The organism is Paraburkholderia sp. (assembly GCF_050742655.1).
Taxonomy (GTDB): domain Bacteria; phylum Pseudomonadota; class Gammaproteobacteria; order Burkholderiales; family Burkholderiaceae; genus Paraburkholderia.
In genome coordinates this window covers 26,651-48,662 of the sequence record NZ_JBOIGG010000017.1, presented here as the reverse complement: position 1 = coordinate 48,662, position 22,012 = coordinate 26,651, and the positions used below count along the sequence as shown (strand labels likewise).

Annotated in this window: 17 protein-coding genes; 4 read left to right on the top strand and 13 right to left on the bottom strand. The window is 63.7% G+C overall.

All coding sequences use genetic code 11. From position 1 onward, the window contains the following. Positions 1-16: 16 nt before the first annotated feature. The 13 genes from ACREXZ_RS22500 to ACREXZ_RS22440 form a co-directional block, all read right to left on the bottom strand. On the bottom strand, positions 17-823 hold the full coding sequence (locus ACREXZ_RS22500) for an IclR family transcriptional regulator (protein WP_431766443.1): 807 nt from the start codon (positions 821-823) through the stop codon (positions 17-19). A gap of 13 nt (positions 824-836) precedes the next feature. After that, positions 837-1,565 carry an SDR family NAD(P)-dependent oxidoreductase gene (locus ACREXZ_RS22495; protein ID WP_431766330.1) on the bottom strand — a complete coding sequence of 243 codons (729 nt, stop codon included), beginning with the start codon at positions 1,563-1,565 and terminating at the stop codon, positions 837-839. 31 nt (positions 1,566-1,596) lie between these two features. After that, entirely contained in the window at positions 1,597-2,898 is a 1,302-nt protein-coding gene (locus ACREXZ_RS22490) for an MFS transporter (RefSeq protein ID WP_431766329.1), read from the bottom strand. Between the two features lie 62 nt (positions 2,899-2,960). Further along, entirely contained in the window at positions 2,961-3,497 is a 537-nt protein-coding gene (locus tag ACREXZ_RS22485; protein ID WP_431766328.1) for a 2,4'-dihydroxyacetophenone dioxygenase family protein, read from the bottom strand. Positions 3,498-3,743: 246 nt separating this feature from the next. Further along, complete coding sequence (gene ettA / locus ACREXZ_RS22480; RefSeq protein WP_431766327.1) at positions 3,744-5,408, bottom strand: energy-dependent translational throttle protein EttA; 1,665 nt, start codon at positions 5,406-5,408, stop codon at positions 3,744-3,746. A 216-nt stretch (positions 5,409-5,624) separates the two neighbouring features. Further along, on the bottom strand, positions 5,625-5,936 hold the full coding sequence (locus ACREXZ_RS22475; RefSeq protein WP_431766326.1) for a DUF3761 domain-containing protein: 312 nt from the start codon (positions 5,934-5,936) through the stop codon (positions 5,625-5,627). 6 nt (positions 5,937-5,942) lie between these two features. Next, a complete protein-coding gene (locus tag ACREXZ_RS22470; protein WP_431766325.1) occupies positions 5,943-7,031 on the bottom strand; it encodes a sn-glycerol-3-phosphate import ATP-binding protein UgpC in 1,089 nt (362 codons plus the stop codon). A 96-nt stretch (positions 7,032-7,127) separates the two neighbouring features. Next, positions 7,128-7,973 carry a sn-glycerol-3-phosphate ABC transporter permease UgpE gene (ugpE, locus tag ACREXZ_RS22465; protein WP_431766324.1) on the bottom strand — a complete coding sequence of 282 codons (846 nt, stop codon included), beginning with the start codon at positions 7,971-7,973 and terminating at the stop codon, positions 7,128-7,130. Beyond that, the gene (gene ugpA, locus ACREXZ_RS22460; RefSeq protein ID WP_431766323.1) at positions 7,970-8,854 is read right to left on the bottom strand and encodes a sn-glycerol-3-phosphate ABC transporter permease UgpA; all 885 of its coding nucleotides are present in this window, start codon (positions 8,852-8,854) and stop codon (positions 7,970-7,972) included. Before ugpA ends, ugpE begins: the two co-directional genes overlap by 4 nt. Before the next feature lie 111 nt (positions 8,855-8,965). Next, positions 8,966-10,291: a sn-glycerol-3-phosphate ABC transporter substrate-binding protein UgpB gene (ugpB, locus tag ACREXZ_RS22455; RefSeq protein ID WP_431766322.1), complete on the bottom strand. Its 1,326-nt coding sequence runs from the start codon at positions 10,289-10,291 to the stop codon at positions 8,966-8,968. A gap of 356 nt (positions 10,292-10,647) precedes the next feature. Continuing rightward, positions 10,648-12,003, bottom strand: coding sequence for an efflux transporter outer membrane subunit (locus ACREXZ_RS22450; protein ID WP_431766442.1), 1,356 nt, complete (start codon positions 12,001-12,003; stop codon positions 10,648-10,650). A 35-nt stretch (positions 12,004-12,038) separates the two neighbouring features. Further along, complete coding sequence (locus ACREXZ_RS22445; protein WP_431766321.1) at positions 12,039-12,953, bottom strand: HlyD family secretion protein; 915 nt, start codon at positions 12,951-12,953, stop codon at positions 12,039-12,041. A 251-nt stretch (positions 12,954-13,204) separates the two neighbouring features. Next, a complete protein-coding gene (locus ACREXZ_RS22440) occupies positions 13,205-14,860 on the bottom strand; it encodes an MFS transporter (protein WP_431766320.1) in 1,656 nt (551 codons plus the stop codon). An 866-nt stretch (positions 14,861-15,726) separates the two neighbouring features. Between ACREXZ_RS22440 and ACREXZ_RS22435 the strand changes: the two genes are divergently transcribed. From ACREXZ_RS22435 to ACREXZ_RS22420, 4 genes are all read left to right on the top strand, one after another. Beyond that, complete coding sequence (locus ACREXZ_RS22435) at positions 15,727-19,320, top strand: non-ribosomal peptide synthetase (RefSeq protein WP_431766319.1); 3,594 nt, start codon at positions 15,727-15,729, stop codon at positions 19,318-19,320. A gap of 38 nt (positions 19,321-19,358) precedes the next feature. After that, positions 19,359-20,342, top strand: a complete 984-nt coding sequence (locus ACREXZ_RS22430; protein ID WP_431766318.1) for an aldo/keto reductase — start codon at positions 19,359-19,361, stop codon at positions 20,340-20,342. Between the two features lie 26 nt (positions 20,343-20,368). Further along, on the top strand, positions 20,369-21,094 hold the full coding sequence (locus ACREXZ_RS22425) for a hypothetical protein (protein WP_431766317.1): 726 nt from the start codon (positions 20,369-20,371) through the stop codon (positions 21,092-21,094). 61 nt (positions 21,095-21,155) lie between these two features. Continuing rightward, the gene (locus ACREXZ_RS22420; protein WP_431766316.1) at positions 21,156-22,010 is read left to right on the top strand and encodes a family 3 encapsulin nanocompartment shell protein; all 855 of its coding nucleotides are present in this window, start codon (positions 21,156-21,158) and stop codon (positions 22,008-22,010) included. The last annotated feature ends 2 nt before the right edge of the window (positions 22,011-22,012 follow it).

Here is a 22,012-nt window from a genome sequence, read left to right as displayed (position 1 = left end):
GTCGTAACTACAGTCACTACTGCCCGCTGCGCCACATCGGCGTCAGCCGCGCGGCGACCGCGCGGCACGCGGCGCGCAACGGCGCGACATAGGTTTCCTCTGGCGTCGCGCTGCGGCGAAAGAGCGGAATGCTGACGCTGATGCACGCGACCGGCTCGCCATCTGGACCGGGAATCACGCAGCCATAACAGAAAATCTGCGCTTCGTTTTCCTCGCGGTCTTCCGCGTGACCGCGTGCGCGTGTCGCGTCGAGTTCGGCCGCGAGCGCCGCCGGTTCGACGATCGTATTCGGCGTGAAGCGCTCGAGCACGAGCCCTTGCAGCAGCGCATCGCGTGCGCGTGGATCGAGCGCGGCGAGATACGCCTTGCCGACCGAACTCGAATAGAGCGTTACGCGCGTGCCGATCCGCGACGCCATCCGCACCGCGTGCGGACTCTCCAGCTTCTCGATGTAGACCATCTCCGTGCCGCTGCGCACCGCGAGATGCACGGTCTCCTGAGTCGCGTCGCGCAGCGTCTGCAACGCATCCGTCGCGGCGACGCGTAGATCGGAGCGCTCCCAACTGCGGCTCGCGAGCGTCAGCAGACGCGGGCCGAGCTCGAACGTGGCGCCCCGCGGACTCTCGATCACCAGCCCCTCGCCGATCAGCGCACCGACGATCCGGTAGACCGTCGGTCGCGGATAGCCGCTGTGCGCGGCGAGTTGCGCGATGGTCGGCGGCCCGGCGGCGTCCGCGATCAGTTGCAGTACCGACATGAACTTCGAGAAGGCGGCGGTGCCGGTGGCTTGAGCGGCGTCGCGGGTATCGGCGGAAGTCGGCATGGTGTCGATGATGTCACGCGGCCAGATACCCGCCATCGACCGGCACGATCGTCGCCGTGACGAACGCCGCGGCCGGCGAGCACAAAAACACAACGGTCTGAGCGATGTCGTCGGGTTCGCCCCAGCGTCCGAGCGGCGTGCGCTCGAGGATCGCGCGCGAACGGTCCGCGTCGTCCTGCAGCGCCTGCGTGAGCGGCGTCGCGATCCAGCCGGGCGCGACCGCGTTCACGCGGATGCGGTCGCGCGCATACGCGAGCGCGAGCGATTTCGTCAGCTGCGCGATGCCGCCCTTGCTCGCCGCATACGCGGGCACGAGGCCGCCGCCGAAAAAGCTCAGCATCGACGCGGTATTCACGATTGCACCACGGCTTGCTGCAAGCAACGGTCGCGCCGCCGAGCACGCGCGCATCGTGCCCGTCAGGTTCACGTCGATCACCTGCTCGAACACGTCGATGTCGTGCTCTTCGCCGCGGCGGATCATCCCCGCGCAGTTCACGAGAATATCGAGCGACGAGAGCGGCGCGAACAGCGCGGCGACGTTGTCGTTCGACGCGACGTCGAGTGCGGCGACTTCGATGGATGCGCCGAGCGCCGCGCGCTGCGCATCGGTCGGCGCCAGCCCTGCCGCGACGACGCGTGCGCCGAGTCCGGCGAGGCGCTGCGCGATCGCCGCGCCGATGCCCTGCGTGCCGCCGGTCACGACGGCCGTTTTACCTGCGAAAAGATCGTGCTGGAACGTCATGATGGATCGATGAGCAAAAAAGAAAGAGACATCAGGCGGGCCGCGCAGCGATCGCGTCGTCGGTACGTTCGGCGATCGGCACACGCACGACGAACATGTAGACGAGCGCCGCCGCGAACGACACGGCCGCGCTGATCAAAAACGCGTTGACGAACGAATGCGTGCGGTCGACCACGACACCGGTGATGAACGGCGCAAACGATCCGCCGAAATACCCGCCGAAGTTCTGGATGCTGCCGAGCGACGCAACAAGATGCCGCGGCGCCGCGACGCTGACGAGCGCCCACGCGCCGCCGCTCGCGAGATTGATGAAGTACATCGCGAACGACAGGTAGACGATCGCGAGCGTCGTGTTCGGCGTGTACGCGGCCGGCACCGTGAAGACCGCGGCGAAGATGAGTCCGGTGCAGATCGGCCACTTGCGGCTGCGGATCGGCGAAACGCCGCGCGCCATCAGGCCGTCGGCGACGAAGCCGCTCGACAGCATGCCGAGCGTGCCGAACAGATAGGGAATCGACACGATCCAGCCGGTCTTCGCAATCGACAGATGGCGCTCGTGTTCGAGATATGCAGGCAGCCACGTCAGGTACAGCCAGACCATGTAGATCACGCCCATAAAGCCGAAGATCATCCCCCATGTGGTCGGCGAGGTGAACAGGCCGCGCCATTCGGCGAACGTCATCCGGCGCTCGGCGCGCGCATGCGGTTCCTCTTCGGTCAGGTGGACGACCTCGTCGGGCGCGAGCTGAATGTCGGCACGATTGCGATACACGATGTACCAGCCGGTCGCGACCGCGATGCCGAGCACGCCCATCACGACGAACATCCAGCGCCAGCCGAACACCAGCAGCAACGCGGTGAGGATCGGTGGCGCGAGCGCGGGGCCGATCGTCGACGACGTCGTGAAGATGCCGGTCGGCCGGCCGCGTTCGCGCAGCGTGAACCATTCGCTGACGACCTTCGCACCCGCCGGAAACTGCGGCGCCTCGCCGATGCCCAGACAGATCCGCGCGACGAGAAACTGCGGCAGCGTCTGCACGAGCCCGCCGAACAATTGCGCCACCGACCACACGAGCATCCCGACGCCGAGCATCAGCCGCGCGCCGAAGCGGTCGAGCAGCACGCCCATCGGCAATTGCGAGAACGCGTACGCGAACGAGAATGCCGACAGCAGCAGACCCATCTGCGACGCGCTCAGACCGAGTTCGCCGCTGACCGAATGATTGGCGATCGACAGCGTGCTGCGATCGAGATAGTTGACGATGCCCGCGAGTGTCAGGAACACGAGCGCGATCACCTGGATGCGCGCGAGGCGCCGGGTCTTGGCCTGCATGGTTGTCTCCTCCGATGCTCTTTTGAGTCTATGGATGGATGAAGCAGCGTGACGCGCCGGGCTCACCTCACGAACTGGTCGACGAATCCGCCGCCGAGTCCAACCCGCTCGAAATGCGCGCGGCACATCTCGAGTTTCGTGAACACGTCTTCATAACCGGTGAAGTTGCCGTACGGATCGCAGTAGTACATCACGCCGTTCACCTGGAAGTAGGTGATCATTTCTTCGACGTCTTCGGGCACGTACAGCGTGTGCGTTTCGCCGGGCGGCTCGAACACGTAGCTGCCTTCGGTCGCGACCCAGTCGTGTTCGAGATAGCGCCACTTGCCCTTCAGCACCATGCCGTGCACCGCCTGCGGATGCCGGTGGCGGCTCAGCACGCCGGACTTGCGCACGCGCAGCAGGTTCATCCAGTAGCCGGTCGACACGTTCAGGCACAGTGGCCTGAACCACACGTTGTCGGCTTGCGGCACCCACAGGCGCTCGTCCTTCGGGATCGCGGATTCGACGACGATCTCGCGCAACGCTTCGGGCGGATTGGGTAACTGATAAGGCGTGAGCGCATCCGACGCGTTGGCGCCGGCGGAGGGAGCGGACATGGCGTCTCCTGATTTGTCCATATTGTGGATTTTGAAATCAGATTATGGACAAATCGTCGTGCTTTGCGCAGCACGTGTCAAGCGTCGCCGCCGCGCGTCGCGCGCGGCATGTCCGGCCTTGTCTCGCGTGCGCTTGATACGGCGCACACGAGGCGAACAGGGCACAGCGTCGACACGACGACCGGACAGCAAGCGATGTACCCGCCGTCGTGCCGAACTGCAACCGCAATCGTCGTGCGTCGCGTGCTAGCGGGCGATCGGCTTGTAGCGCAGGCGCTTCGGACGCGCCGCTTCTTCGCCGAGCCGCTTGATCTTGTCGGCTTCGTATTCCTGATAGTTGCCGTCGAAGAACGTGATCTGCGAGTCGCCTTCGAACGCGAGGATGTGCGTCGCGATCCGGTCGAGGAACCAGCGATCGTGCGAGATCACCATCACGGAGCCGGCGAATTCGAGCAGCGCGTCTTCCAGTGCGCGCAGCGTTTCGACGTCGAGATCATTCGACGGTTCGTCGAGCAGCAGCACGTTGCCGCCGGCGATCAACGTCTTCGCCAGATGCAGCCGGCCGCGTTCGCCGCCCGACAGGTTGCCGACGTTCTTCTGCTGGTCGCCGCCCTTGAAGTTGAAGCGGCCGATATACGCGCGCGACGGCGTTTCGTATTTGCCCACCGTCAGCACATCGGCGCCGCCGGAGATTTCCTCGAACACGGTCTTCGAGCCGTCGAGCGCGTCGCGGCTCTGGTCGACGTACGCGAGCTTCACGGTCGGGCCTTGCACGATCTCGCCCGAGTCCGGCTGTTCCTTGCCGGTCAGCATGCGGAACAGCGTCGACTTGCCGGCGCCGTTCGGTCCGATGATCCCGACGATCGCGCCTGCGGGGATCTTGAAGCTGACGTCGTCGAGCAGCAGACGGTCGCCGTATGCCTTGCTCACGTTCTTGAATTCGATCACTTCATTGCCGAGGCGATCGCCGACCGGGATGAAGATTTCGAGCGTCTCATTGCGCTTCTGGTAGTCCTGGCTGTTCAGTTCCTCGAAGCGCGCGATCCGCGCCTTCGATTTCGCCTGACGTCCCTTCGGGTTCTGCCGGACCCAGTCCAGTTCCTTCTTGATCGCTTTCTGGCGCGCGGATTCCGTCGATTCTTCCTGCTTCAGCCGCTCGTCCTTCTGGTCGAGCCAGCTGCTGTAGTTGCCCTTCCACGGAATGCCGTGGCCGCGGTCGAGTTCGAGAATCCATTCGGCCGCGTTGTCGAGGAAGTAGCGATCGTGGGTGACTGCGACGACGGTGCCCGGGAAGCGCGTCAGGAACTGTTCGAGCCATTCGACCGATTCCGCGTCGAGGTGGTTGGTCGGTTCATCGAGCAGCAGCATGTCCGGCTTTTCGAGCAGCAGCTTGCACAGTGCGACGCGGCGCTTCTCGCCGCCCGACAGGTTCTCGATCTTCGCGTCCCATGCCGGCAGGCGCAGCGCGTCGGCGGCGATTTCGATCTGCTGTTCCGCGCTGCCGTCGGCGGTGGCGAGGATCGCTTCGTACTTCGCCTGGTCGGCGGCGAGCGCGTCGAAGTCGGCGTCCGGCTCTGCATACGCCGCATAGATTTCATCGAGCTTCTTTTGCGCGCCGAACACTTCGCCGAGACCTTCCTCGACGGCTTCACGCACGGTCTTCTGCGGATCGAGCTGCGGTTCCTGCGGCAGATAGCCGATGTTCAGGTTCGGCATCGGCGTCGCTTCGCCTTCGATGTCCTTGTCGACGCCCGCCATGATGCGGATCAGCGTCGACTTGCCCGAGCCGTTCAGGCCGAGCAGGCCGATCTTTGCGCCGGGGAAGAACGACAGCGAGATGTCTTTCAGGATCTGGCGCTTGGGCGGCACGATCTTGCCGACCCGGTTCATGGTGAAGACGTATTGGGCCATTTGCTTGCAGTAGACGTTGACGACGCCAGCCGCATGCGGACGGGCAATCGAGGGTGAATGGGTAATCGGTACAGGCCGGGCAGGGCGCCCGGCGCCGGGCTTAACGACGCCCGCGCGCGGGCGGATGGTTCAGACGGCATTGTACTTCGCCGCGAGGAACGGACTGCAGCGGGAAGCGACGGGGGCGAACGGGGCGGCGTACCGTCCGGTGCCGATCTATAGCCAGTCCGCGACGCCGCCGTGCCGAGAACAGGTGCCGCTGCGATGACGGCTGAAACTATAGGTGCCGTCGCGGCAGCGCGCGGTCGCGCCTTGCGGGATCTGCCTGGACAGCGAGCGGGCCGGTGCGTGCACGGTGTCGCCGTCGCGGTTCCTGTAGGTGTTGTGATTGCTGAGGTTGGCTTCGTCGGCGTTCGTGCCGGGGGCAGCGTCCGGCGCGACATAGGCGAACGCCGGCGGCACGCTCAACAGCAGGGCCGCGGCAAACGCCGCGCCCAGCCGGATGAACTTGAGTGCCGCGCGGTTCATGGCTTCTCAGTTCGCCCGCTGTCCGCTCGCCGGATCGAAGAAATGCAGATGCTTTGCAGGCAGCGCGACCTGCAGCGCTTCGCCGGCCGCCGGCCGATGCGTGTGCGGCAGCCGCGCGGTGACGTCGTGCGCGCCCCAACGGCCGTGCGCGAGATTGTCGGCGCCGAGCAGTTCGCACGAATCGACGGTGAGGGTCGCGTGCGCCGCGTCGGGCTGGCCGGGCGTCATGTGCTCGGGACGGATGCCGACGATCCATTCGCGTCCGGCCGCTACCTCGCGACCGATCGACGGCGCACCGGCGATCGGCAGCGCCGGGCCGCCTTCAGCGATCTCGAACGTCGAGCCGTCGTCGGACACGCGGCCGTGCAGCAGGTTCATGCCCGGCGACCCGATGAAGCTCGCGACGAACACCGTCGCCGGCCGTTCGTAGACGTCGGTCGGCGAGCCGATCTGTTCCGCGTAGCCGCGGTTCATCACGATCACGCGCTGCGCGAGCGTCATCGCTTCGACCTGGTCGTGTGTGACGTACAGGCTCGTCGTCGCGAGGCGCGCGTGCAACCGCTGGATTTCGAGCCGCATCTGCACGCGCAGCCGCGCATCGAGATTCGACAGCGGCTCGTCGAACAGGAACACGGCCGGTTCACGGACGATCGCACGACCCATCGCGACGCGCTGCCTCTGACCGCCCGACAGCTCGCGCGGCTTGCGCTCAAGCAGCGGCCCGAGCTCGAGAATCTTCGCCGCCGCGTCGACACGCTGCGCGACCGCCGCGGGAGCCGTGCCGGCGATCTTCAGCGCGTAGCCCATGTTCTGCGCGACGCTCATGTGCGGATACAGCGCGTAGTTCTGGAACACCATCGCGATGTTCCGGTCTTTCGGTTCGAGCCGGTTCACGACCTTGCCGCCGATCGAAATCTCGCCGTCGGAGATGCTCTCCAGACCGGCGACCATCCGCAGCAGCGTCGACTTGCCGCAGCCCGACGGACCCACCATCACGACGAACTCGCCGTCCGCGATGTCCACGTCGATGCCGTGCAGCACGAACTGTTTGCCGTCGTAGGTTTTCTTGACAGCCTTGAGCGTCAGCGCAGCCATTCCATCCGCCTTTCAGTGCAGAGGCGGCCGGCGCGATGCGCACGGCCGCGGGATGTGTTCATTGAGATTTTCATTGCGATATCCGGCCGGGCCTGCTCATTTTTCCGAATCGACGAGGCCGCGCACGAACCAGCGCTGCATCGTCAGCACGACGGCGAGCGGCGGCAGCATCGCGAGCAGCGTCGCCGTCATCACCAGATGCCATTCGGTCGCGGTATCGCCGGACGCGATCATGCTCTTGATCCCGACGACCGCCGTGGTCAGCGACTGCTGGCTCGTGATCAGGATCGGCCACAGATACTGGTTCCAGCCGTAAATGAAGGTGATCACGAACAGCGCGGCGACGTTCGTCTTCGACAGCGGCACGACGACATCCCAGAGGAAACGCAGCGGCCCCGCGCCGTCGATGCGCGCGGCTTCCATCAGCTCGTCGGGCAGCGTCATGAAGAACTGGCGGAACAGGAACGTTGCGGTCGCCGACGCGATCAGCGGCAGCGTGAGACCCGCGTACGTGTTGCTCATATGCATCGACGAGACGACCTGAACCGTCGGGAAGATGCGCACTTCGACCGGCAGCGTCAGCGTGACGAAGATCAGCCAGAACGCCGTGTTGCGAAACGGGAAGCGGAAGAACACGATCGCGTATGCGGAGATCATCGAGATCGCGATCTTGCCGATCGCGATGACGAGCGCCATCACGAGGCTGTTGAACAGCATGCGGCTGAACGGGCTGGCCGCGCCGCCGCTGCCGTGCGTCCACACGGTCGCGACATTCTCGAACAGATGCGTGCTCGGTATCAGCGACAGCGGCACGCTGAATACTTCGTGCTCGCTCATCGTGGCCGCGCAGAACGCGACGTACACGGGAAACACCACCAGCACGACGCCGATCAACAGCACCGCGTGGCAGAACAGGTCGAAACCGCGACGATTCTCGATCATGAGTATTGAACCCTCCGCTCGACGAAACGGAACTGCACGACGGTCAGCCCGACGACGATCACCATCAGCACGACCGACTGCGCGCCCGAACTGCCGATGTCGAGGCCCTGAAAGCCCTCGGCGAATATCTTGTAGATCAGCGTACGCGTGGCCTGCGCGGGACCGCCGCCGGTGGCTGCATCGATGACCGGGAACGTGTCGAAGAACGCGTAGGTCAGATTCACGACGAGCAGGAAGAAGCTGGTCGGCGACAGCAGCGGCAGCGCGATGCCGAAGAAACGCCGCACCGGACCTGCGCCGTCGATCGCCGCCGCTTCGATCAGCGAGCGCGGAATCGCCTGCAAGCCCGCGTAGAAGAACAGGAAGTTGTAGCTGACCTGCTTCCATACCGATGCGAGCACGACGAGGAACATTGCTTGCCCCGAGTTCAGCGCGTGATTCCACACGATGCCGTACTTCGCGAGCGCATACGTGACGAGCCCGATGCTCGGATTGAACAGGAACGACCACAGCACTGCGGCGATCGCGGGCGCGACCGCGTACGGCCAGATCAACAGCGTCTGGTACGCCCTCGCACCGCGCGTCACGCGGTCCGCGCAGGCGGCGAGCAGCAGCGAGATCACGAGACCGGACACCGTGACGAGCGTACAGAAGATCAGCGTGGTGTAGAGCGACGACAGGTACAGCGGATCGGCGAACAGCTGGCGGAAATTCGCCAGCCCGACGAACTGGCTCGACGTGCCGAATGCGTCCTGCGATAGCGTCGACTGCCATAGTGCGTCGCCGGCGGGCCACAGGAAGAACACGAGCGTGATCGCGAGCTGCGGACCGACGAGCAGGTAGGGCAGGACACCGGAGCCGAAGCGGGAGCGCTTTTCCATCGATTTTTCCAGCTGGAATGAACGGTGCGCAGGATGAAGCGCGATGACGCGCGGACTCGCCGCGCGTCTCCTTCGTTTTACCTCTGTGTTGCTTCTGTTGCGACGGCCACGTTAGCTGCCCGCTTTCTCGAAGCGGCGCAGCAGTTCGTCGCCACGCGACGCGGCGGAGTCGAGCGCGTCTTTCGGCGACTTCTTCTGCGCCCAGACCTGCTCGAGTTCTTCGTCGATGATCGTGCGGATCTGCGGCATGTTGCCGAGGCGCAGTCCCTTCGTGAACGGCAGCGGCGGCTTGTTCAGCATCTGACGGATCGCGGTGTCGCTGCCCGGGTTCTTCTGATAGAAGCCCTGTTGCTGCGTCAGCTGGTAGGCGGCTGTCGTGACCGGCAGATAGCCCGTGTCCTGGTGCCATTTGGCGGCGACCGCCGGCGAGCTCAGATACGCCAGGAATTTCGCGACGCCCTTATAGACCGCCGGATCCTTGCCCGACAACACCCAGAGACTCGCGCCACCGATGATCGCGTTCTGCGGCGCGCCCTTCACGTTCGCGTCGTACGGCATCATGCCGGTGCCGAAGTTGAACTTCGCGTATTTCTTGATCGTCGCGAGCGAGCCCGACGAGTTCGTGATGATCCCGCAGTCGCCGCTATAGAACTTCGACACCGGTTCGTCCTTGCGGCCGACGTAGGTGAACGTGCCTTCCTTGGCCATGTTCTGCAGGAACTGGATGTGCGCGATCTGCAGCGGCTTGTTGAACTCGAGCACCGCATCGGTACCGTCGAAGCCGTTGTTTTCCGACGCGAACGGCACGCCGTGCCACGCACTATAGTTCTCCAGCTGGATCCAGCTCTGCCAGCCCGACGAGTAGCCGCACGACATCCCCGATGCCTTCAGCTTCTGCGCGTCCTGCTCGAGTTCGGCCCACGTCTTCGGCGGCTTGTTCGGGTCGAGCCCGGCCTTCTTGAACGCATCCTTGTTGTAATAGAGCACCGGCGTCGAGCTGTTGAACGGCATCGAGATCAGCTCGTTGGTCTTCGCGTCGCTGTAGTAGCTGGCGATGGTCGGCACGAAGGCTTTTTCGTCGAGTGGTACGCCGGCTTGCTTGAACACGTCGGATACAGGGATGACGGCTTTCTTTGCCTGCATCATCGTTGCCGTGCCTACTTCGTAGACCTGCAGGATGGCCGGCGCGTTGCCGCTGCGGTATGCAGCGATGCCGGCGGCGAGCGTCTGGTCGTAGCTACCCTTGAAGACCGGAACGATCTTGTAGTCGCTTTGCGACGCGTTGAACGCGTTCGCGATGTCGTTCAGGCGTTCGCCCAGTGCGGCTTCCATCGCGTGCCAGAACTGGATTTCGGTTGCCGCCTGCGCGTTCTGGGCGATGCCCAGCGCGAGTACCGCAGCAACGGATAACGAACGGATCAGGGGTTTGCCAATCATCGATGGGTCTCCTTCGAGAGCTTGTGTGGTGAACGCCGGTTGGGCGGATGCGCGATTCTAATTCCGGTCGATGACAATAAAATGCTGGAGTCCTGCGGATTGTGCGAAAGCTAATCTTTCGATGTGTTTCATGGTCCGCCGACGATCGTCGGGCACGGCTGGCGGGCCTCGCCGGCTCATGAATGGCGCAATGTATCACCCGTCTCGCCGAACCCCGCATCGGCAGAAACGCGGATGACGGCGCGGCGGACGACAAAGAAAGCCACGGTGGTGCGCGGCTTTCCGGGAGAGAGGGTGAAGATGCCCCAGGTCTGTGCGCGCTTCGTCGCTGGACGTTGAGGCGACGGTCTCCGTGACTATTCCGCCTTCGCCTGATCGATACTATCGGCGCTCCAGCCACCGCCCATCGCTTGATAAAGCTGCACACGCGAGCTCAGCGCGCTGGCGCGGATCTGCACGACACTGAGTTGCGCCGAGAGCAGATTACGCTGTGCATCGAGCTGATCCAGATAGGTCGTATAGCCTTCGCGATAGCGATTGGTGGCGATGCGCAACGTTTCGACCAGCGTATCGCGCTGCGCTTTGACGAGCGTCAACTGCTCGTCGTAGTCCTTTGCCGAAGCGAGCGCGTCTTCCACTTCGCGGAAGGCAGTCAGCACTGTGCCGCGATAGGCGAACGCTGCCTGATCGCGCTGCGCGCCGGCCTTCTCGGCCTCGGCGGTCAGCCTTCCGCCCTCGAACAACGGAGCGAGAATACTGCCGCCCAGCGACCAGATCGTGATCGGGTCAATCTGTGCGGTGGAAAAGGACCGACCGAGCGCGGTCGATAGCTGCACCTGCGGCAGAAAATTCTTCCGTGCCACGAGCAGTGACTTGTCTGCTGCCGCGAGTTGATACTCCGCCTCCGCGACATCGGGGCGGCGGCGCAACAGGCTCGACGGCAGACCCGCAGGGATGCTGGGCTCAGCCAACGCATCGAAGATTCCACCGCGCTCGATCGCTGCCGGCGTTTCATCGGTGAGCAGGCTCAATGCATTCTCGGTCCTGGCAATAGCCAGTTCGGTGCTGGGAATGAGTTGCTCGGTCGATTCGTATTCCGCCTGCGCCTGTTGCAGCTCCAGCTTCGACGAATAACCCTCATCGAACTGCCGCTTCGCAAGACGCAGCGAATCCTTGCGCGCAGCCAGCGTCTGGTGCGCGATCTTCAATTGGGCGTCGAGGCTCAGCAGCGTGATGTAGCCGCTCGCCGTCGAACCGGCAATCGACAACCGCGTCGCGTCCCGTGCTGCTTCGCTGGCCAGATACGCATCGCGTGCCGCTGAACGTTGATCCGACAGCCGGCCGAACAGATCCACCTCCCACGCCGCTTCGACCTCGAACTGCCCGCCACTCTGGTGAAGCGGTTCGCCGAAGGGGCCGACGCTGGTCGAGCGCACACCACCGGCGTTGAAATCGAGCGTCGGCAGAAGCGCTGCACGAGCCAGTTGCACATTGGCACGCGCTGCGCGCACGCGACTGATGGCGACGTTGATATCGGTATTGTTGGCCAGCGCCTTTTCGACCAGCGCAGTCAGGACCGGATCGCCGAATTGCCGCCACCAGGCGGTGTCCAGCGGCATCGTCGGTCCGGCGTCGGTACGCCACGTCGCAGGCGGTGTGACGTCGGGCACTGCCGCGGTCTTGACTGGTGGTCCGTTACAGGCCGTCAGCATGGCGAGGGCAAGAACGAGGAGAGGAACGCGGCAGCTCATTGTCTATCGCCGCGAGTATCGACCGAGGTCTCGACCGACATGCCTGGCCGCAACCGTTTTGCCAGTTCCTGCCCTGGGTCGACGTTGATGCGCACGGCGATACGCTGCGCCACCTTGACGAAATTCCCGGTCGCGTTGTCGGATCGAATCGCCGCGAATTCCGATCCCGTCGCCGGTGCAATTTCTTCGATATGGCCGCGCAGTTCGGCGCCGCCGAGCGCATCGACCTCGAACGTTGCGGGCTGACCGACGCGCATGTGGCGGGTCTGCGCTTCCTTGTAATTGGCGACGATCCATACGCTGTGCGGGACCAGCGACATCAACTGGGTACCCGCGGTGACATAGGCGCCGTTACGCACGCTCACCTCGGAAAGCTGTCCGTCGACGGGCGCACGGATGATCGTGTGGCCCAGGTCGATTTGCGCACTGAGCAACGCGGCCTGATTCGCATCGATCGCGGCTTTCAGTCCCGGACGCGCGACAAGCACGGTGCGAACATCTTCCGAGCCGATCGCGCGACTGGCCTCGGCTTGCTGCAAGCTGGCCTGCGCGGCGAGCAGCGCGGCGCGGGCCTGGTCGTGTTCGCGTCTCGACAGCGAGCCATCTTTGACCAGCGCATCGGCGCGACGCATGTCTGCCTGGGTGCGGACGACTTGCGCGCGGGCACTCGCGATATTCGCTTCCTGGCCCTCGATGGCGATTTCGCGCGAGCGCTGCGACTGTGCGGAATTGGCGAATGTGGCCCGCTGCGCGGCGAGGTTGGCCTGGGCCTGCTCGACCCGGGCGCGATAGGTGCTGTCGTCGATCGTCACGAGCACTTGTCCGGCCTTCACCTCGGCGAAGTCGCTGACCGGCACGGTCGTGACATAACCGCTCACCTGTGGGCTGATGACCGTCACGAAGCCGCGCACGTAGGCGTTATCGGTCTTTTCCGGCAAGCTGGAGAACGGTGGCAACCGCCATGCGTACAGGATGACGAGTATCGCGATGATCGCGAGCACCACGATGCCGATGATGGTCGCCTGATTTTTCTCGGGTGGGCGCCATCCGCGCGGCGGGCCTAGCGGGTCCGCTGTAGCAGCGGCAGCAGCAGGCGGCTCGTTGGCGGCCTTCGACGGCCCTGCGTTCGGTGTATTCATCGAATCACGTTCCCTTTCCGTCGTTATTTTTGATGAGCGGCTTGTGCGGCTTGTGCGGCTTGTGCGGCTTGTGCAGCCTGTGCCTGCATTATTTTCTGCTGGAGAACGATGATCGGCGAAAGCTCGTTACGCCGCCGTATCGACCAACGAATCACCAAACCCCAGATCAATGTCATCACAGCGAGTACCCCAACGAGCAGGAATACATCGTTATACGCAAGGATATTGGCTTCACGCGACACGATCTGCGAAAACCCAGCCACGCCATTCGCACGGATTCGTGCGGCGATTACCGGATTGGCCAGCGTGATGGTCTGCACCAGTTCGTTTGAATGGAATCGCTCGCGCATTATCTGAAAGGTGCCAAGCAACGCGGTGCCGACCTGTCCGCCGACACTCTGGCTGATATTGAACAGCACCACGAAGCTGACGTAATTCTGTCCGCCCGACAGTAGCATCTGCGCCATACCGATTACCATCGCACGCCCGAGGAACAGCAGCGACGCGAACCCGATCAGCGCCTGGGTGAAGTAGAAATTCTCCGGCCGCGTGAGGTTGGTCGCGTCGGCATCCATGAATGCGCCAATCGCGATGAGGAGCGTGGCCAGCCGAACCGCTGAGGCGGGGTTGTCCGCCCTGAAGGTCAATACGCTGACCGCGATTCCGGCGATCGAAGCGCTCAGGATGATCAGGTTAAGCGTAATCATCTGATCGTTGAGCATGCCGAATATCGTCAACAGCCCGACCGAGCCGAAAGCCTGTTCGGAAAGCAGAATACGGATCGCCGCTGCGACCAGGATCAGCCGCACCATCTCGCGTCTGCTCAGAAATCGCGTATTGATCAGCGGGCTCGCACGTCGATGTTCGACCAGCAGCCCTGCGACGACCAGCGCAATGCCGGCAGCCAGCGACCATCCCATCCATGCACGCTCGAGCCACCATTCGATCCGTCCTTCGGAAACCACGGCGATCAGCAGCGCGAGGCCTGGTCCGAGCAGGGCGAAGGTGAGGAAGTCCAGCGGCTCGAATACTTTGGTGCGGTCGCTGCGCGGTAAGGGCAGCAGCATCACCGCGGTGAGCGACGCGAGCGCCATCGCGAACTCGAACCAGTAAAGCATGTGCCAGTCGCCCGCATTCAGCAGCCCGGGCGACAGGATGCGCGCGAGCGGAACGGCAAGCTGGGGAATGCTGATGCCGATCATGATGCCGTGCATCTTTTTCGGCGTGGGCATCGCCTGAAGCAGGTAGGTGATGGCCAGCGTCGTCAGGCCGGCTGCGGCAACGGCGCTGACCGCGCGCACGGCCACCGCCATCCAGAACGTTTCAACGAACAGGTGCAGCAGGTTGATCAGCGCATACACCACGAGGGTGTAGCGGATAAAGGCCTGCAGGCCGAATTGCTGGCGATACTTCACCAGCATCAGATTGGCCGAGACGTAGACCATGAAGTAGGCGGCGCTCAGCCAGTTGGCCTCGTTGCTGAAGAGACCGAGCGTGCCTTGAGCGAAGTTCAGATTCACCGTGACCAGCGCGTTGCCCAGGCCTTGCGTGATGCCGAGCAGGCAACCGACCACGAAATATCCGGCGCGCCGTGCGCCAGGATGGTCTGGATTGTAGGGAGAGCCGGGCAGCGTTGGCCGCTCATGCGGCTTGAAGACGTATTCAGTCGGCTCAGACATGACCTGTTGGGACTCCCCTTTGGACAAGACCTATCCTGCGAGTAGACCGGGAAAGCATTCCGAACTATCAACGAGAACTTCGTCATCGGCATGACAAAGCTCGAGTGCCGCACCTTGCACCGAAGCATACTATCGGACAGTTTGTTTAACCATATGCCTGTGGTGATGGAGGTCGGGCGTGACCTTGTGCAAGACCTTCGCAAGGTTGGGGCGAACGTGCCCGATGTATTGAAGTATCGAAATATCGAAGTACGTAGAGGTTTTCAGATAGCGATTTTGCGCGAGCGTTCGACTACGGAAAATTCGCAGGAAAAACGGATGCCGTAAAAGAAGTAAACGGCGTCGCTCTTCAGGATTTAAACGACCCGATAAAACCGGACCAGTCGAAACTACGAGGTTCGCGGACCGCAAAGTTTTTGCCATCGAATCGCAGTTGACAATCGAAAAATGGCTTGCTCCAATCGTGCCGGCGATTCATCCGCTAAAGAAATAATCCAATGCCTCACCCAGGGTCGGGGCGCGCGATAAAAACATAACGACGTCATATTTCAGGTATCCGCTCGACGGCGGCCTTACCGTCGGTGATATCTCGCTTTCAGTTTTCGGAACCGCGGCAGCAGTTTGCTGGAGTGCAGCATGCGTGTATAAGCGCGTCGGTCTGGACCGACGTATCCGATTGTCGTGGCTTTCTGTGTCTACCCATACAAAAAATGGTGCGAACACATTTAACGACTTCAGAAAACGAGAATGCGGCCAGCGCGTTTGATATTGCCGATGCGGCGATATCGACTCCGATATCAACTTCTGTATCGAGTCCGATATCACATCAATACGCCGTTCAGATACTCGGCCATTATGCGAGGCCCGTGCGACGGATCGAACCGGCCGCGGATGTCCCGACACTCACACTGACGGCCGCGCTCGCCGCGATCGAGACATGCACACGACTCGACCGCTATTTGCCGGTGACGGTCGATAGCCGCCACCGTCGCGACACAGTGCCCGGCATCGCGCATTGGACCCAGTGGCCCTACGAGTCGCTGAACTTCGCGCCGCGCGATCAGGCGCTACGCCTGCTCGATGCCGCGCGCAGCGCCGACGTCCCCGATCGGGCGATGCAGGTCGACCTGATCAGTCGCCCCGTCGAACTGAATGCGGGGCGGGCAGCCGTGCGCATCCTGTGCCGGCTCGGCGAAGACATGCTGTCGGTGATCGCCGTCTGCGCGGAGGATGATCCGTGGGCGCAGGCGTGCGACGCGGTCGCCGAGCTGTATGCGGAAATCCTGCACGAATTGCTCACTGATCCGGAGGCGACGCCTGGCACCGCGCGCGGTCTCGGCTCCGCTTCGTTCGAGAGCGTGGTCGGCGCACTCGCGGGCGAAGCGTACGACAACGGTGCGTGGCGTGCGATTCCACGGATGATCGAAGACAGCGTCGACCGGCACCCGGCACGTCCCGCGTTTTGCTTCGATGGCCGCTGGCTCACCTACGCCGGGTTCGATCGCCTGGCGAATGCCTTTGCTGTCGAACTCGCCACGCGCGGCGTGGTGAAAGGCTCGATCGTTCCGGTGCTGCTCGTGAACAGTCTCGAGATGCCGGTCGCGTATCACGCGCTGATGAAGCTCGGCGCCGCGTTCGTGCCGCTCGATCATGCCTGGCCTGTCGAGCGTCTCGTGCAGGCACTGGAGGAGCTGTCGAGCGACGTCGTGGTCTGCGCAAACGCAGACGATTTGCCCGCGGCATTTCGCGCCGGCGCGCTCGCGATCGACGTCGATCTGCTCGAGCCGCAGCGCGCGCGGCCCGATGTCGGGATCGAACCGGGCGATGCGATCTACGGCATTTTCACGTCGGGCACGACGGGTCGCGCGAAGTGCGCGCTGAACCTGCACGGCGGGCTCGCAAACCGCTTCCGCTTCATGTCGCGCTATTTCGATCGTGTGGCAGGCGACAGCGCGTGCATTCTGCAAAACAGTCGGCACACGTTCGACTCGTCGGTCTGGCAACTGTTCTGGCCGCTGACGACCGGCGCGAAAGTCGTGATTCCGAAGCAGGGTGCTTTCCTCGATCTCGAGACGACGGTCGACACGATCGCGCGCTATCGCGTCACGATGACGGACTTCGTGCCGAGCGTGTTCAATCAGATCGTTGCACTCGCCGAACACGACGACCAGGTTTGCGCGAAGCTCTCGACGCTCGCGGAGTTGATCGTGGGCGGCGAGGAAATTACGCCGCCGATGGTTCACAAGATGCGCACGCTGTTGCCGCATCTGCGGATCACGAACGCGTATGGTCCGACGGAGACGTCGATCGGCATGGTCTTTCATCCGGCTGAGGCGGCAGACGGCATGTCGATCCCGATTGGCCGCCCGATCGACAACTGCTATGTCGTCATCGTCGACCCTGAGCTGCGACCGCTGCCGCCCGGCGCGTGCGGCGAGTTGCTGATCGGGGGTATCTGCGTCGGCGCCGGCTACGTCGGACGACCCGAACTGACCGGGCACGTGTTCATCGACAACCCGTTCCCGACGATTCCCGGTGCGACGCTCTACCGTACCGGCGATCTCGGCTATTTCGACAGCCACGGCGAACTGCGTTTTGTCGGCCGCAAGGACTTTCAGGTGAAGGTGGGCGGCGTGCGGATCGAACTCGGCGAGATCGAGGCGGCCGCGGAGCGCTGCCCCCATGTGCATCACGCGAAGGCATTCGTCGCGGGCGAGCGCGGCACGCGGTCGATTGCACTCTTCGTGACCGGCGCAGCGGATCTCGACCGCACGACAATCGAGCGGCATCTGCGCGGGGTTCTGCCGCGCGCGTCCCTGCCGCGGCATTACTTCGTGCTCGCCTCGATGCCGCTGGCGGAAAGCGGGAAAGTGAATCGCAAGGTCCTGCAGGAACAGCTCGACGACTATCTCGCCGACACCAATCTTCAGATGCTTCACGCCGTGCCCGTCGCAGATGACGACGTGATCGCGCGCGTGCTGGCGGTGTTTGGTGCGCAGTTGCGCTGCGCGGATCTCGGCGTCGACGACGACTTCTTCGAAGCCGGCGGGGACTCGCTCAACGCGCTTGCGACGGCGATTGAACTCGAGCGTCTGTTTGCGCTGCGCTTTAGCGTCAGCGATCTGCTCGCGCATGCGAGCGCGGCGAAGGCCGGCCGGCACATCGAGCATCTGCTTGCAGGCGGCGATACGGGCGAACCCGAAGAGGCGCTGATGGAGCGCGATGCGCGCTTCTTCGCGACCGCGCACGGGAAGCTGTTCGACATATCGCCGGCTGCGGACGCGAGCATCGGTAACCGCGAGACGCGTGACGCACGGTACATGCCATCGCTGGCCCGACGACACGCACCTCGCAGCGTGCTGCTGACGGGCGGCACCGGCTTCGTCGGCAATTATCTCGCGAAGGCGCTGCTGGATCGCGACGACGATCTGGAGGTCGTCGTCCTGCTGCGCACGGACGGCGATCCGCAGCGCAGGCTGGTCGAATGCTTCGACGAAAAGCATCTGTGGGATGCGCGTTATGCGGGGAGACTTCATGCGGTCGGCGGCGATCTCGCCGCACCGGGACTCGGCCTCGACCCATCGCATCGCGACGCACTCGCCGCGCGCTGCGACGCGATCGTCCACTGCGGAGCGCTCGTCAATTTCGCTTACGACTATCGTGCGCATCGAGCGTCGAACGTGCTCGCGACGCAGCAGTTACTGCGCCTGTCGCTCGAGCGTCGCGAGAAGCCGTTCTTCTTCGTGTCGACGCTCGGCGCGTTCGAGCAGGAAGCCGCGCGCCGCACTTCGCCGCTCGACGAAGCGTTCGATCCCAGCCACGCGATCATTCCGCGTTCCGGCTACAGCCGCTCGAAGTGGATCGCCGAACGGATGCTGCTCGACGCACGTCTGACCGGATTGCCGGTCACGGTGTTCCGGCTCGGCGAGGTGATGCCGTCGGGCGGCGAGGGAGCACGTTGTGTACCGAATCCGCGGGCGCTCACGCACTTCCTGCTGACGGCGATGGCGCAGCTGAACGCGAGACCCTCCGTGCCGATGCGTTCGGACTGGTCGCCGGTCGACTACGTCGCGTCCCGCGTGGTATCGGCAGTCTTCGATATCGACGCATGGGACCGTACGTACCACGTATTCCATCCGCGGAGCGTGTGCTTCACCGAAGCGTTTTCGCATGCCGGCGCCACGCTCGATACGCTCTCGTGCGGGCAATGGCTTGCCGCGCTGGACGCGCACATCGCGCAGCATGGATCACACGAACTCAGTTTGCTGCGCCGGTTGCTGCCGTCCGCGCAAAACGACGAGGCCGCGCTGGCCGCGACGTTCTCGGTTTTGCTGACGGACAATCCCGGTCTCTTCGACCGGGCGGGTTGCGATGCGCTCGAACGGACGCATGGTCTCGCGGGCGTTGATCTGGACAACGCGATTGCCCGATATGGCCGTCAGTTGCTGGGTGCTGCTTGATACGAATGACACAAGGTAGTTACAAGCGAGGAGTCGCGATGCATTACCGAAGGATGGGACGTCTCGGCTGGCAGGTTAGCGAGATCGGCTACGGCATGTGGGGCATTGCCGGCGGCCCGGGCAATTTCACTGGTGCCAACTACGACACCGCGCCTCTCTGCCTCGATGCGGCAGTCGAAGCCGGCTGCAATTTTTTCGACACCGCATGGGTCTACGGACGCGGTATCAGCGAGCAGATGCTGGGTCGCGTGCTGCATGCGCATTCTGATCGTCGGCTGTACGTCGCGACGAAGATTCCACCGAAGAACCGCGAGTGGCCGCCTCGCGCCAACGACACGCTCGACGACGTGTTTCCGGCCGCGCACATTCGCGAGTACACCCAGCGCAGTATCGAGAATCTCGGTGTCGACCGGATCGACCTGATGCAATTCCATGTGTGGGACGACCGCTGGGCCAACGACGAATCGTGGCAGCGCACGATGAGCGACCTGCGTGCCGAAGGTCTCATCGAGGGCATCGGGATCAGCGTGAATCGCTGGGAGCCGGGCAATTGCGTGAAGGCGATCGAGACCGGGCTCATCGACGTGATCCAGGTGATCTACAACATTTTCGATCAGGCGCCCGAAGACGAATTGTTCCGCGTGGCGCTGGAACGCGACATCGGGATCATCGCGCGCGTGCCTTTCGACGAAGGCGGCCTGACCGGCACGCTGACGCGAACGAGCACCTTCCCGCCCGAAGACTGGCGCAGCACCTACTTCGGTCCGGAGAATCTCGGACCGACGGTCGAGCGGGCCGACGCGCTGAAGCGCATCGTGCCCGACGGCGCCACGCTGCCGGAACTCGCGCTGCGTTTCATTCTTCATCACCCGGCCGTGTCGACGGTGATTCCCGGCATGCGACAGATCGCGAACGTGCGGGCCAACATGGCCGTGAGCGATGCGCCGCCGCTGTCGCCCGAGCTGCTGGCGGAGTTACGCCGGCATCGTTGGGATCGTCTGCCGACTGCGTGGTCGCAATGATTGCGACGGATCAAGGGAGGTGATGCGTGAACAAGATCATCGCGATGTGGGCCCATCAGCGGGCGATGTCGACGGCGTTCCTGCGCATGATGCTCGAGCGCGGCGACGTGACCGTGATCCATGAGCCGCTCGTCACACTGATCGATACCGGGCGCGTGAGCGTGCCGGAGGTCGACGGCTCGACCGTCGAAGTGGAATCGGAGGCCGCGCTGTTCGCGCAGATGCGCGCGCTGGCGCAGACGCGTCCCGTGTTCTTCAAGGACACGGTCGAGCACCGCTACCGCTATCTGTTCGAGCATCCCGAAGCGATCGCCGATTTCGAGCACACATTCATCGTGCGCGAGCCGCATCGGACGATCAGTTCGCTATATCACATGAAGCCCACGATCACCTGTCCCGAGGTGGGCTATGAGCACCTGTTCGAGATCTTCGAACTCGTGCGCGGCCTGAAGTCCTCGTTACCGATCGTGATCGACGCCGAGCGGCTCATCGCGGACCCGCGAGCGGTCATCGCGCGCTGGTGCTGCGAGACCGGGCTGCCGTTCCTCGACCATGCGCTGACATGGCAGCCCGAGGACCGGCCCGAATGGCAGCGCACGCGGCAGTGGCATACGGGCGTGTCGCAAAGCTCGGGATTCAGCGCGCAGCACCACGACTATGAGGCGACGGTCGACAACCACCCGATGCTCAAGCAGTACTTCGAGCACCATCGTCCGTTTTACGAGCGACTGGTTTGCCATGCGATCCGGTGACCCGTCTTCAGTATCGCGTCTGGTTCTTCAATCCGTTTTCTCCTTATAGCGAGGCAAGCTCATGTCAGGCAATCCATCCGCGGTCGATGCAGTCGAGCAGCTTTCGTCGGGCGAGGCATTTGCCCGCGCGTTCGTCGTCCATGGTCCGAACACCGAGGTTCATTTCGATTACACGATCACCGAGGCGTTCAAGCCGACGCAGGACCGGCCGCGCCTGATGGTGAGCCAGCTGTTCCGGAAGCGCCGCATCGACACGCCGACGAGCCGCTTCTGGTCCGAGAGCCGGCCGCCCGCGGGCCAGACGGGAGATGTCTTCGAAGGGGCGCTCCGTCAAGAAGCAACGTTCCGCTTCGGCACGAGCGAGGCTGCCGTGCGGCCGATCTCCGGATGGGTGCAGCTTCCCGAAGCGCTCTTCGCCGACGAGCGGGCGATCGCCGAGTTCATCGACTACCGTCTGCTGGTGCGGCTCGCGACCGCCGAGAACCAGGCGCTGACGCTCGGCCCCAACGGGCTTCTGAACTACCCCGGCGTGACGCAGCTCAAGTATTCGGGCAGCTATGTCGACGGCGTGCTGGCCGCCTGCAACGAGATCGAGCAGAACGGCGCGACCGCGCACGCGATGATCGTCAATTCCGTCGACTACTATCATCAGATGCTCGGCAAGGGCAGCATCCTCGCCGACCTGAAGGCGAACGGCACGATCATCGTGCGCACGCGGATGGTCGCGCCGGGTTGTGCGCTCGTCGGCGATTTCGCGGTGGCCGCGCGTCTGCTTCATACGGGCAAGTCGGTGATCCGCGTCGGTACGCCGCCCGCCGGCACGTTTGCGAGCGACGGTCTGGCGGTTTGCGCGGAAATTTATGAGGGGCTCGCCGTCCATCTGCCGACACACTTTTTCCACGCGATGCCGGGCTAGCG

Coding starts and splice junctions, on each gene's coding strand:
- ACREXZ_RS22470 (WP_431766325.1), bottom strand. CDS start 7,031: ATGGCTGCGCTGACGCTCAAGGCTGTCAAGAAAACCTACGACGGCAAA.
- ugpE (WP_431766324.1), bottom strand. CDS start 7,973: ATGATCGAGAATCGTCGCGGTTTCGACCTGTTCTGCCACGCGGTGCTG.
- ACREXZ_RS22490 (WP_431766329.1), bottom strand. CDS start 2,898: ATGCAGGCCAAGACCCGGCGCCTCGCGCGCATCCAGGTGATCGCGCTC.
- ACREXZ_RS22440 (WP_431766320.1), bottom strand. CDS start 14,860: ATGTCTGAGCCGACTGAATACGTCTTCAAGCCGCATGAGCGGCCAACG.
- ACREXZ_RS22450 (WP_431766442.1), bottom strand. CDS start 12,003: ATGCTGACGGCCTGTAACGGACCACCAGTCAAGACCGCGGCAGTGCCC.
- ugpA (WP_431766323.1), bottom strand. CDS start 8,854: ATGGAAAAGCGCTCCCGCTTCGGCTCCGGTGTCCTGCCCTACCTGCTC.
- ACREXZ_RS22500 (WP_431766443.1), bottom strand. CDS start 823: ATGCCGACTTCCGCCGATACCCGCGACGCCGCTCAAGCCACCGGCACC.
- ACREXZ_RS22475 (WP_431766326.1), bottom strand. CDS start 5,936: ATGAACCGCGCGGCACTCAAGTTCATCCGGCTGGGCGCGGCGTTTGCC.
- ettA (WP_431766327.1), bottom strand. CDS start 5,408: ATGGCCCAATACGTCTTCACCATGAACCGGGTCGGCAAGATCGTGCCG.
- ACREXZ_RS22485 (WP_431766328.1), bottom strand. CDS start 3,497: ATGTCCGCTCCCTCCGCCGGCGCCAACGCGTCGGATGCGCTCACGCCT.
- ACREXZ_RS22495 (WP_431766330.1), bottom strand. CDS start 1,565: ATGACGTTCCAGCACGATCTTTTCGCAGGTAAAACGGCCGTCGTGACC.
- ACREXZ_RS22420 (WP_431766316.1), top strand. CDS start 21,156: ATGTCAGGCAATCCATCCGCGGTCGATGCAGTCGAGCAGCTTTCGTCG.
- ugpB (WP_431766322.1), bottom strand. CDS start 10,291: ATGATTGGCAAACCCCTGATCCGTTCGTTATCCGTTGCTGCGGTACTC.
- ACREXZ_RS22430 (WP_431766318.1), top strand. CDS start 19,359: ATGCATTACCGAAGGATGGGACGTCTCGGCTGGCAGGTTAGCGAGATC.